Origin of the sequence: Scandinavium tedordense (genome assembly GCF_024764965.1) — a bacterium.
Taxonomy (GTDB): domain Bacteria; phylum Pseudomonadota; class Gammaproteobacteria; order Enterobacterales; family Enterobacteriaceae; genus Scandinavium; species Scandinavium tedordense.
The window spans coordinates 130,635-142,734 of the sequence record NZ_JALIGG010000055.1 but is presented as its reverse complement, the minus strand read 5'-3'; the positions used below and the strand labels follow the sequence as shown (position 1 = coordinate 142,734).

Below are 12,100 nucleotides of genomic sequence, written 5' to 3'. Positions count from 1 at the left end.
CCTCCCCATGAGGGGAAAGGCGATTTTTTCAAATACATGGATAGCGACGGCAGTCCGATCCATTTGTTACGCCAGCGCAGTTAGCGCTGGCGTATTGCTGTGCGCGACGTATGCTCACGCGGACGATCGCGACCAGCTAAAATCTATTCAGGCTGACATCGCCAGTAAAGAAAAGGCCGTTCGCCAACAGCAGCAACAGCGCTCCGCTTTGCTGGCCCAGCTTAAAACGCAGGAAGAAGCCATTTCCGCCGCCGCCCGCAAACTGCGGGAAACCCAGAATACCCTCGTAGATCTCAATAAGCAGGTCGATGCCATGAACGCATCGATTGCTAAACTTGAAAAACAAAAAGCCGCTCAGGAACGCAGTCTCGCAGCACAGCTTGATGCTGCGTTTCGTCAGGGTGAGCATACGGGTATTCAGCTGATTTTGAGCGGTGAAGAGAGCCAGCGCGGGCAACGTCTGCAGGCCTATTTTGGTTACCTCAATCAAGCGCGTCAGGATACTATCGTCGAACTGAAACAGACGCGCGAAGAAGTGGCCTCGCAAAAAGCCGAGCTGGAAGAGAAACAAAGCCAACAGCAAACGCTGCTGTATGAGCAGAAAGCGCAGCAGGCCAAACTTGAGCAAGCGCGTAACGAACGTAAGAAAACCCTCGCCGGACTTGAGTCCTCGATTCAGGCAGGCCAACAACAGCTTTCCGAAATGCGGGCCAACGAATCACGCATGCGCTCCCGCATTGCACAGGCCGCCGCTGCCGCGCGTGCTCGCGCAGACCGCGAAGCCCGTCAAGCGCAGGCCGTACGCGACCGCCAGCAGGACGCCTCGCGTAAAGGCACCACCTATAAACCGTCCGAAAGTGAACGCTCGCTGATGTCCCGTACTGGCGGCTTGGGTTCACCGCGCGGTCAGGCCTATTGGCCAGTTCGTGGCCCAACGCTGCATCGCTATGGCGAACAGCTTCAGGGTGAACTACGTTGGAAAGGGATGGTTATCGGTGCGTCTGAAGGCACCGAGGTAAAAGCCATTGCCGATGGCCGAGTGATCCTCGCCGACTGGCTGCAGGGCTACGGCCTTGTGGTGGTGGTTGAGCACGGCAAAGGCGACATGAGCCTGTATGGTTATAACCAAAGCGCGCTGGTCAGCGTCGGGACCCAGGTTCGCGCGGGTCAGCCGATTGCCCTTGTGGGCAGCAGTGGTGGTCAGGGCCGACCGTCACTTTACTTCGAAATTCGCCGCCAGGGTCAGGCGGTCAATCCACAGCCGTGGTTGGGAAGATAAGTTTTGCTTCAATTTCGCTCGTTAGCGTTGTCCGTCGCCGCCGTACTGGCGATGGTTTCCCCGGCCCACGCCGGAAAACTCTCGATAGTCATTGATGATTTTGGCTATCGCCCTCAGCAAGAAAATCAAGTGTTGGCCCTGCCCAATACCATCTCCGTTGCCGTGTTACCCAATGCTCCCCACGCCCGCGAAATGGCGACTAAAGCCCATAACGGCGGTCATGAAGTCCTGATCCACCTGCCAATGGCGCCACTCAGCAAGCAGCCGCTGGAGAAAGACACCCTTCGTCCGGACATGAGCAGCGCAGAGATTGATCGTATTATTCGTGATGCGGTCGGCAAAGTGCCGTACGCCGTGGGGCTGAATAATCACATGGGCAGCGCCATGACCTCGAGCCTGTTCGGCATGCAGAAAGTGATGCAGACGCTGAGCCACTACAATTTCTATTTTCTCGACAGCATGACGATTGGCAACAGCCAGTCAATGCGCGCGGCCGCCGGCACAGGTGTGAAGGTCATCAAGCGCAGAGTGTTCCTGGATGACAAGCAAAACGAGGCAGATATTCGGGTACAGTTTAATCGTGCGATTCAGCTTGCGCGCCGAAATGGCTCGGCGATTGCGATTGGCCACCCGCATCCAACGACGGTTCGTGTGCTTCAGCAGATGGTGTACAACTTGCCGCCGGATATCACCCTTGTCCGACCAAGCAGTCTGCTCAACGAACAACAGGTAGACACGTCGACGCCGCAGAATAGCAGTCCGACTCAGCAGCCCACCACATCGCGTAACCCGTTCCGAGGTGTGAAACTGTGTAAACAAAGACAACCTCAGCAGCCAGTGTATGCCAGCCGCTTCTTTACCGTGCTCGGCGACAGCATTACGCACAGTACGCTGGTGCAGTATATGCAGCTGCAGTGGCAGGGATGGGATCAGCCCTGATTCAGACCTGACGGGAGTCCGTGTGTTTTTCCATCACGGCTCCCTGTTTTGTATTGTGAGCATACCAGGCTTTGAAATACTTCAGAAAACTGTAGAGCGTGGCATATAACCCCGTTACAGCCCCCACTTTCCCCTGCCGCCATGCGCCGCTGAAAAGATACCATTTGAAGAAGGCACCAATCGCGCTGATCACCCCCCGGGCAATTGAAGGACGGATGTTCTGATATTTCACCAGTCGGGTGGTGTAGCCATTGAGTTTATTAAAAACCTCATGAAGTGAATAAAATGTATCGTGCCGCACGCGACCTGGTATTTTGGCCGTCTGAAGATTACCTTCAACCTTGTCATCGACCGGACGATCGTTGAAGCGGGCTTGGATACGATTAAACAATCGCACCGGATAATCAGGCGAAGAGACGGGATAAATCGTGCGTACTTCTTCCCCTAACACATGCCAGTAACGAGAAATGCGCCAGGCATGATTTGCTTCCGGTTCACTGCCCGCTTTTAGCGCCAAAATAAATTCAACCGTTTCAGCATCCAAAATTTCATCGCTGTCCATACAAAGCACCCAGTCATAGCTGGATAACTCAGTTGCATGACGCATTTGTGCACCATGCATGGAATAGGGATGGTGATGTATTGTCAGACCATAATCATGACAAATATCTAGCGTCTTATCGGTGCTGCCAGAATCCACCACAATAAACTCATCGGCAACGGTAACCAGCGGAGGCAGGACTTCATGCAGCAGTCGCGCGGAATTGAAGGTCAACAAACAAACGGTGAGTTTGAACATAGGCGTTATAAAGTTAAATGAAACCTCAACAGACTTTATAAACGTGGGGATTAAAAAGCGAAGAAAAGTTAGCGATAATCTTTTTTTGGACAAACTACATGAATTAAATTGCAGAAAAAAGCGCCCGAGGGCGCTTTCTATGGTTAATCCCAGCTCAAAATCACTTTCCCGGACTGGCCGGAACGCATCGCGTCAAAACCTTTCTGGAAGTCATCAATGCCGAAACGGTGGGTAATGATTGGGGAGAGATCCAGACCTGACTGGATCAGCGCCGCCATCTTGTACCAGGTCTCGAACATCTCCCGACCATAGATACCTTTAATGAACAGGCCCTTGAAGATGACTTTGGTCCAGTCGATAGACATATCTGATGGCGGTATCCCCAGCATTGCAATACGCCCGCCGTGATTCATGGTGTCAAGCATGGTACGGAACGCTGGCGGTGCGCCTGACATTTCCAGGCCCACGTCAAACCCTTCGGTCATACCCAGTTCGGCCATGACATCAGTCAGACTTTCTTTGGACACGTTAACCGCGCGAGTCACACCCATTTTACGCGCCAGTTCCAGTCGGTATTCATTCACGTCAGTAATCACGACGTTACGCGCGCCAACGTGTTTCGCGACGGCAGCGGCCATAATCCCGATTGGGCCTGCACCGGACACCAACACGTCTTCACCGACCAAATCAAACGACAGTGCCGTGTGAACCGCATTACCGAACGGGTCGAAGATGGACGCCAGATCATCAGAAATGTTATCCGGGATTTTGAAGGCGTTGAACGCTGGCAGAACCAAGTATTCAGCGAAACAGCCCGGACGGTTTACCCCAACCCCCGTGGTGTTGCGGCAAAGATGTGTGCGGCCCGCGCGACAGTTACGGCAGTGGCCGCAGGTGATGTGCCCTTCACCAGAAACGCGATCGCCGATTTTAAAACCTTTCACTTCCTGGCCAATACCGACGATTTCACCAACATACTCATGACCCACAACCATCGGAACCGGAATGGTTTTCTGCGACCATTCGTCCCAGTTATAGATGTGCACGTCGGTGCCGCAAATAGCGGTTTTGCGAATCTTAATCAGCAGGTCGTTATGACCGACTTCCGGTTCCGGAACGTCGTTCATCCAGATACCTTCTTCGGCCTTCAGTTTCGATAATGCTTTCATCTCACATCCTCAGGCAATCACGCCCAGTTGCTTACCGATGCGGGTAAACGCGTCCACCGCACGTTCAATTTGCTCAGGTGTATGCGCCGCAGACATCTGCGTGCGGATACGCGCCTGACCTTTTGGCACCACCGGATAGAAGAAACCGGTGACGTAAATCCCTTCTTTTTGCAGCTCGCGGGCAAAGTCTTGCGCCACGGTCGCTTCCCCCAGCATCACCGGGATAATGGCGTGATCGGCCCCGGCCAGAGTAAAGCCTGCTGCAGTCATTTTTTCACGGAATAAGCGCGCGTTGGACCACAAGCGGTCACGTAGCTCAGCACCTGACTCCACCATTTCCAGTACTTTGATAGAAGCGGAAACGATGGCCGGAGCCAGTGAGTTGGAGAACAGGTATGGACGGGAACGCTGACGCAGCCACTCGACCACTTCTTTACGCGCCGCGGTGTAGCCGCCGGATGCACCGCCGAGCGCTTTGCCCAGCGTACCGGTGATAATGTCTACACGGTCCAGCACTTCGCAGTATTCGTGCGAGCCACGGCCATTTTCGCCGACAAATCCGACCGCATGGGAGTCATCGACCATCACCAGCGCATCGTATTTGTCTGCCAGGTCACAGACGCCTTTCAGGTTGGCAATCACGCCATCCATTGAGAACACGCCGTCGGTGGCGATCAGTACATGGCGAGCGCCGGTTTCGCGGGCTTCTTTCAGGCGCGCTTCAAGTTCCTGCATATCGTTATTGGCATAACGGAAACGCTTCGCTTTACACAGACGTACGCCATCAATAATGGAAGCGTGATTCAGCGCATCAGAAATAATGGCGTCTTCCGGGCCGAGCAGGGTTTCAAACAGTCCACCATTGGCGTCAAAGCAGGAGGAGTAAAGAATCGCGTCTTCCATACCGAGGAAATCGGCCAGTTTCTTTTCCAGGATCTTGTGACTGTCCTGCGTTCCGCAGATGAAACGCACGGAGGCCATGCCAAATCCGTGGCTGTCCATCCCGGATTTTGCCGCAGCAATCAGCTCTGGATGGTTTGCCAGGCCGAGATAGTTGTTCGCGCAGAAGTTGATGACATGGTGGCCATCGCCGACGGTAATGTCCGCCTGTTGGGCAGAGGTAATGATGCGTTCTTCTTTAAACAACCCTTCCGCACGGGCGGTTTCCAGGTCGCTGGTTAACTGTTTGTAAAAATCACCACGCATTGCAACTCTCCAGATTCGGCAAAATTTGGAACATATTACCCAATGCTATAGGTCTATACGAGATGACGCTGCGTCGGTTAAGCATTTTTGTAGCATAAATCACGTGTATCCTTGCGGGTTGTCGGTGAATGTGAAGACTCTGCGTAGTGATGGTATGATAAGAACCATTAGCGTCCGGGATAGTCCCGGTCACCCACATTCAAAGGTTATCGTTATGATCATCGTTACCGGCGGCGCAGGCTTTATCGGCAGCAACATTATTAAAGCCCTGAATGATAAAGGCATCACTGACATCCTGGTGGTGGACAACCTGAAAGACGGCACCAAATTCGTTAACCTGGTCGACCTGAACATCGCCGACTATATGGATAAAGAAGATTTTCTGATCCAGATTATGGCTGGCGAAGAGATGGGCGAAATCGAAGCTGTCTTCCACGAAGGTGCCTGCTCCTCCACCACCGAGTGGGACGGTAAGTACATGATGGATAATAACTATCAGTACTCCAAAGAACTGCTGCACTACTGCCTGGAGCGTGAAATCCCGTTCCTGTACGCGTCTTCCGCAGCCACCTACGGCGGCCGCACGTCTGACTTTATCGAGTCCCGCGAGTATGAAAAGCCGCTGAACGTTTACGGCTACTCCAAATTCCTGTTCGACGAATACGTGCGTCAAATCCTGCCAGAAGTGGATTCTCCGGTTGTCGGCTTCCGTTACTTCAACGTCTATGGACCGCGCGAAGGCCACAAAGGCAGCATGGCGAGCGTGGCTTTCCACCTCAACACCCAGCTAAACAATGGCGAAAGCCCGAAACTGTTCGAAGGCAGCGACAGCTTTAAGCGCGACTTCGTCTACGTCGGCGATGTTGCCGCGGTAAACCTGTGGTTCTGGGAAAACGGCGTGTCCGGCATTTTCAACCTCGGCACTGGCCGCGCAGAATCCTTCCAGGCTGTGGCAGATGCAACGCTTGCGTATCACCAGCAAGGCAGCATCGAGTACATTCCGTTCCCGGAAAAACTCAAAGGCCGCTATCAGGCGTTTACCCAGGCTGACCTGACTAACCTGCGTGCAGCAGGCTACGATAAGCCGTTCAAAACCGTTGCCGAAGGCGTGACGGAATACATGCAATGGCTTAATCGCGACAGCGATACAAATTCACAAAATCATTGAAGCGGTATCAAGGCGGCAACTGAGTGCCCCCAGAGCATAGGATAACGATGTGGCTGGGGTGCATGAAGGCAGCCAACGCAGAGACAGCGTGAAGGATGAAGTGAATGAAGATATTGGTGGTTGGCCCGTCATGGGTGGGCGACATGATGATGTCGCAAAGTCTCTATCGCACGCTCAAGGCGCGCTATCCCCAGGCGATCATTGATGTGATGGCACCCGCGTGGTGCCGTCCGCTTTTATCGCGTATGCCGGAAGTGAATGAAGCCATCCCGATGCCGCTCGGTCACGGTGCACTTGAAATTGGCGAACGCCGTCGGCTCGGGCGCAGTCTGCGTGAAAAACGTTACGATCGCGCTTACGTCCTGCCGAACTCGTTCAAATCGGCGCTGGTCCCGTTCTTTGCGGGCATTTCGCAACGTACCGGCTGGCGTGGCGAAATGCGCTACGGTTTACTGAATGACGCCCGCGTCCTCGACAAAGCGGCCTGGCCACTGATGGTCGAGCGCTATGTCGCGCTGGCGTATAACAAAGGTTTCATACGTTCTGCGAAAGATTTACCGCAGCCGCTGCTCTGGCCACAGCTCCAGGTCAGCGAAAGTGAAAAGTTACAGGTTGCTTCCGCATTTTCGCTTTCCGCTGAACGCCAGATGATTGGCTTCTGCCCTGGTGCGGAATTTGGTCCGGCAAAACGCTGGCCGCACTATCACTATGCAGAACTGGCAAAACAACTGATCGACGAAGGTTACCAGGTGGTTTTATTCGGCTCAGCCAAAGACCACGACGCCGGGAACGAAATTCTGGCCACACTCAGCCAGGAACAGCAGGCCTGGTGCCGCAACCTCGCGGGTGAAACGCAGCTTGAGCAGGCCGTTGTCCTGCTTGCCGCCTGTAAGGCGGTCGTCACCAATGATTCCGGATTAATGCATGTCGCCGCAGCGCTCAACCGGCCATTGGTTGCGCTGTATGGCCCAAGCAGCCCGGATTTCACGCCGCCGCTATCGCACAAAGCCAAGGTTATCCGCCTGATTACCGGCTACCACAAAGTACGAAAAGGCGACGGCGAAGAGGGTTATCATCAGAGCCTGATCGACATTACGCCAGACCGCGTGCTGGAAGAGTTAAACCAGCTGCTGCTGGCCGAGGACGCATAACGGATGCGCGTATTGATCGTTAAAACGTCCTCGATGGGTGATGTGCTGCACACGTTACCTGCGCTGACCGACGCCGTTCAGGCGATTCCAGGCATCCGTTTTGACTGGGTGGTTGAAGAAGGCTTTGCGCAGATTCCCTCCTGGCACGCCGCGGTAGACAACGTTATCCCGGTGGCGATCCGCCGCTGGCGCAAAGCGTGGTTTTCAGCGCCGATAAAAGCCGAACGCCTCGCATTTCGCCAAAAGGTGCAGGCCGAAAAATATGACGCCATCATCGATGCCCAAGGGCTGGTGAAAAGCGCGGCGCTGGTTACGCGCCTCGCACACGGCATCAAGCACGGCATGGACTGGCAAAGTGCCCGCGAACCGCTGGCCAGCCTGTTCTACAACCGTCGCCATCGTATAGAAAAACAACAGCATGCGGTCGAACGTACCCGTGAGCTGTTCGCGAAAAGCCTCGGCTATGCACAGCCCGATCAGCAAGGTGATTATGCGATTGCGCAGCACTTTGTGAACACCAGCTGCGCCACAGCGGCGCCTTACCTCGTATTTCTGCACGCCACCACGCGTGACGACAAACACTGGCCGGAATCGCACTGGCAGGAGCTGATTGCAAAGCTGGCTGGCAGCGGTCTGAACATCAAACTGCTGTGGGGCGCGCCTCATGAAGAAGCCAGGGCGGAACGTTTAGCCGAAGGCCATGATTACGCGGAAGTGTTGCCGCGAATGAGCCTTGAGAAGGTTGCTCACGTTCTCGCAGACGCGTGTGCGGTCGTGTCGGTCGATACCGGACTCAGCCATTTAACGGCTGCGCTGGACCGCCCGAATATCACGCTTTATGGCCCTACGGATCCGGGTCTTATCGGTGGCTACGGAAAAAACCAACACATTTGCCGTCCTGATAGCTCATCACAACTGAGCGACCTGAGTGCGGCGACCGTTTATGAGCGATTAATGTCTTTACTGGCCGCAGAGAGTCATCATGCCTGATTTTTTCTCACCGAATCGTCCACCAAAACGCGTTCTGATCGTTAAACTACGCCATCACGGGGATGTGCTGCTGACATCCCCGGTCTTTACCGTGTTGAAGAAAAACTGGCCAGATGTCGAAGTCGATGCGCTGGTTTACGATGATACACAGGCTATGCTGACCAATCATCCGTCGATTAATCAGGTGCATACCATTGGCCGCAACTGGCGTAAGCAGGGTTTTATCAAACAGCTGACGCTGTATCGGGCGTTGCTCCAAACTCTGAAAGCCCGCGATTACGACGTACTGATCAATCTGACAGAGCACTGGCACGGCGCGCGTCTGGCCCGTCGTCTTAAACCACGTGTATCTGTCGGCTTCAAGCCGGATAAACGCACTGGTCTGGCGCGTCGTCGCTGGGTGAAATCCTTTACCACGCTCTACCCTGCCATTCAGGACAATTCGCGCCATATGGTTGAGGTGAATCTGGATGCACTGCGCCACATCGGCATTCATCCGCAAACGGCTGCTGACAAAAACACGCTGTTCGTTCCGGGTGACGAAGCGGAAGCCTCTATTGTGCAGAAGTTGGCGGATTTCGGTGTTGTTTCAAAATCATATGTGCTGGTACACCCGACCTCTCGCTGGATGTTTAAAGCCTGGTCGCTGGATAAGCTTGCCGTCACCATCGACACCCTTTCCGCACGCGGTCTGCCGATTATTCTTTCTGCGGCACCATCCAAAGAAGAGAGTGAATACATGGACGGGCTGCGGGCACGGCTCACTCAGCCATACCATGATTTGAGCGGAAAACTGAATTTGAAAGAACTGGGCGCATTAATGAAGCATGCCCGGCTCTATTTTGGCGTCGACTCCATGCCGATGCATTTGGCCAGCGCAGTGGGAACGCCCACGGTCGCTATCTTCGGCCCAACCGGCGCGATTAAATGGGCACCGTGGGGCGTGCAATACCGGGTTATTACCGCAGGTTTTACCTGTCAGCCATGTGGTAAAGCGGGCTGCGGAGATAGCCATGTTTCAGATTGCATCACTGCCATCACCTCTCAACAGGTACTGAGTGCGATTGATACACTGCTTCTGGAAAACCCGGCATGAAGCTCGCTATCGTCAGACAAACCTATAATCCTAACGGCGGTGCGGAACGATTCGTCTCCCGCGCACTGAATGTGCTTGCCCGCGATACCGAAATCGATGTCACCCTAATCGCACGAAAATGGGAAAATGCGGCGGGCTGGAATACATTGACTATCGACCCACCGTTTCGCAATCGCCAGGCTCGCGAAGAAGGTTTTGCAGCAGCTGTAGCTGCGCATTTTAAAGATTTTGATCTCGTCCAGAGCCACGAACGCATCCCCGGCGCGTCCATTTTCCGCGCAGGTGACGGCGTTCACGCAGCCTGGCTCGAACAATACAACCGTATTCAGTCGCCTCTGACCCGCTGGGCGCAGTCTTTTAGCCGTTATCACCGATACATTCTCAGCGCTGAACAGCAGATGTTTACCCACCCTGACCTGCGCAAAGTGATCTGTAACTCACGTATGGTACGGGATGATATCGCCCGCCGTTTTGGCGTGAGCGACGATAAACTGACGGTGATTTATAACGGGGTCGATACCCAATATTTTCACCCCGATATGGGCCAGGTTTCAATGCGTGGTCGTCTTGGCATTCCGGATAACGCGCCTGTGCTGGCGTATGTTGGCTCCGGTTTCGCCCGTAAAGGTGTGGCCACGGCGCTAAAAGCAATTCAACCGTACCAGGACGTCTGGCTGTTAATTGCTGGTCATGATAAGCATGCATCAAAATTTGCGAAGCTTGCCAGTACGTTAGGCGTCTCTGATCGCGTGAAATTTCTCGGGCCAGTGTCAGATGTGCGCGAAGTCTATGGCAGCGCAGACGCCCTTATTTTGCCGACGCTGTACGATCCTTTCCCGAACGTCTGTGTTGAAGCCCTGGCCTGCGGTTTACCGCTGTTGACCAGCCACGGCTGCGGCGCAGCGGAGTGGATTGAGGAAGGAAGCAACGGCTGGGTTCGTGACGCACTTGACGTCCGGGGATACCAGCAAGCGATCGCTGCCTGGCTGGACGGGCGCTATCATGGCGTTGATTACGCGACGGCGGCACGCGCCACCGCCGAACCCTATACGCTTGAAAGCATGGCCACCAAACTGCAGAACCTTTATCGCGAACTGCTGGACTGAGCCGCGTCAGCAAAGACCTTCTCCATCGCCGTCAGCATGCATTCACGGGTAAAATGAGAATTAAGATACTCATTTCCCTGGCTTGCCAGTTGGCGGCGCAACACCGGGTCATGATACAGCGTGAGAATGGCATCACGCAGTCCCTCGACGTCCTGCTGTGCAATCAGTAGCCCTGTCTTCCTGTCGATAACCGCATCTGCTGTCCCACCAGCATCCGTAGCGATTGTCGCAATACCTGTCGCCAAAGATTGCAACACACCTTGCGGCACGCCTTCCATATCGTGGGAAGGACTAATGGCAATATCAAATGCCGGGAACCAGCGTTCCGGATCGGGCTGATGACCCGCCAGGACCACACGCGTTAAGAGATTATGCTGAATAACTTCGCTTTCAAGCGCTTCACGATGCGGTCCATCGCCCACGATGGCGACCTTAATTTCCGGGATGTTGATTTGCGCCAGTGCCTTGAGCAGTACGCTATGACCTTTATTCGGTCTTAAATGCGACACCACACCCAGCCAAAAATCACCCTGACTCAGATCGCAGTGATTGCGGGCAGCGTCTTTGTCACCAGGATGAAAACGCGAAGTATCGACTCCGCTAGGCACGGAAGTGGTATTTTCCAGCGGCACACCCAGCGCCACCATTTGCAAACGCAGCGCTTCTCCTGTGGAGACAATATGCTTGCAGGCTTTACGGTAAAGCCAGCGCGTCGTCCAGTTATTGCGAGGTACACCGGATGCATGTCGCGTACGAATGAGCGGAAGTGGGCGAGATAAGAACAGATTTGCCAAGGCAACAAGCCACGTATCCGCCGAGTTATGGCTATTAACGACATCGACGGTGTCGCGATGGCCACTGAGCCAGCGGCGTAACAACAGCAAGTTGCCAAGATTTTTCCTTCTCAGCGGCATGGTCACCACGTTGAGTCCTGCCGAGAGCGCCAACTGATGCAGCGGAGCAGATTCAGGGCAGAGAATAGTCACCTGGTGTCCACGCTGTATCATGCCCAGAGATTCGTTGATGATACGTAGCGGCTGGCCGCCTTTTCCGCCATCTGCTTCGGTGTGGACAATGTGCATAGGGTTCCTGTTCATAATCTCTGTTTAATTTGATCGGCGTAGTATATACGTTGCTCTTATGTAATACATAAAAGACCCCACCGTTACAAATGAGAGAGATTATTCCTGCTTACAA

General features: G+C 54.2%; 11 protein-coding genes. 7 read left to right on the top strand and 4 right to left on the bottom strand.

Going from position 1 to position 12,100, the window contains the following annotated elements:
* Window positions 1-7 precede the first annotated feature (7 nt).
* The gene (gene envC / locus MUU46_RS11655) at window positions 8-1,279 is read left to right on the top strand and encodes a murein hydrolase activator EnvC (RefSeq protein WP_159757133.1); all 1,272 of its coding nucleotides are present in this window, start codon (window positions 8-10) and stop codon (window positions 1,277-1,279) included.
* A 3-nt stretch (window positions 1,280-1,282) separates the two neighbouring features.
* A complete protein-coding gene (locus tag MUU46_RS11650) occupies window positions 1,283-2,218 on the top strand; it encodes a divergent polysaccharide deacetylase family protein (protein ID WP_258965595.1) in 936 nt (311 codons plus the stop codon).
* 1 nt (window position 2,219) lies between these two features.
* On the opposite strand, the gene MUU46_RS11645 is transcribed toward MUU46_RS11650, so the two are convergent.
* The 3 genes from MUU46_RS11645 to kbl form a co-directional block, all read right to left on the bottom strand.
* Window positions 2,220-3,017, bottom strand: coding sequence for a glycosyltransferase family 2 protein (locus MUU46_RS11645; protein WP_258965594.1), 798 nt, complete (start codon window positions 3,015-3,017; stop codon window positions 2,220-2,222).
* Window positions 3,018-3,160: 143 nt separating this feature from the next.
* Complete coding sequence (gene tdh / locus MUU46_RS11640; protein ID WP_159757124.1) at window positions 3,161-4,186, bottom strand: L-threonine 3-dehydrogenase; 1,026 nt, start codon at window positions 4,184-4,186, stop codon at window positions 3,161-3,163.
* Window positions 4,187-4,195: 9 nt separating this feature from the next.
* The gene (gene kbl / locus MUU46_RS11635; RefSeq protein WP_258965593.1) at window positions 4,196-5,392 is read right to left on the bottom strand and encodes a glycine C-acetyltransferase; all 1,197 of its coding nucleotides are present in this window, start codon (window positions 5,390-5,392) and stop codon (window positions 4,196-4,198) included.
* A gap of 214 nt (window positions 5,393-5,606) precedes the next feature.
* Between kbl and rfaD the strand changes: the two genes are divergently transcribed.
* The 5 genes from rfaD (at window position 5,607) to MUU46_RS11610 (ending at window position 10,903) form a co-directional block, all read left to right on the top strand.
* On the top strand, window positions 5,607-6,560 hold the full coding sequence (rfaD, locus tag MUU46_RS11630; protein WP_159757118.1) for an ADP-glyceromanno-heptose 6-epimerase: 954 nt from the start codon (window positions 5,607-5,609) through the stop codon (window positions 6,558-6,560).
* A 104-nt stretch (window positions 6,561-6,664) separates the two neighbouring features.
* Window positions 6,665-7,711, top strand: a complete 1,047-nt coding sequence (gene rfaF / locus MUU46_RS11625) for an ADP-heptose--LPS heptosyltransferase RfaF (RefSeq protein WP_258965592.1) — start codon at window positions 6,665-6,667, stop codon at window positions 7,709-7,711.
* Window positions 7,712-7,714: 3 nt separating this feature from the next.
* Window positions 7,715-8,701 carry a lipopolysaccharide heptosyltransferase RfaC gene (rfaC, locus tag MUU46_RS11620; RefSeq protein ID WP_258965591.1) on the top strand — a complete coding sequence of 329 codons (987 nt, stop codon included), beginning with the start codon at window positions 7,715-7,717 and terminating at the stop codon, window positions 8,699-8,701.
* Window positions 8,694-9,797 (top strand): putative lipopolysaccharide heptosyltransferase III, encoded by a 1,104-nt coding sequence (rfaQ, locus tag MUU46_RS11615; RefSeq protein WP_258965590.1) that lies wholly within the window; start codon window positions 8,694-8,696, stop codon window positions 9,795-9,797. The genes rfaC and rfaQ overlap by 8 nt, the downstream gene beginning before the upstream one ends.
* A complete protein-coding gene (locus tag MUU46_RS11610; protein WP_258965589.1) occupies window positions 9,794-10,903 on the top strand; it encodes a glycosyltransferase family 4 protein in 1,110 nt (369 codons plus the stop codon). Before rfaQ ends, MUU46_RS11610 begins: the two co-directional genes overlap by 4 nt.
* Here MUU46_RS11610 and MUU46_RS11605 read toward each other — a convergent pair.
* Entirely contained in the window at window positions 10,882-11,985 is a 1,104-nt protein-coding gene (locus MUU46_RS11605) for a glycosyltransferase family 4 protein (RefSeq protein ID WP_258965588.1), read from the bottom strand. The two genes, MUU46_RS11610 and MUU46_RS11605, sit on opposite strands and share 22 nt — an antisense overlap.
* Window positions 11,986-12,100: the final 115 nt, after the last annotated feature.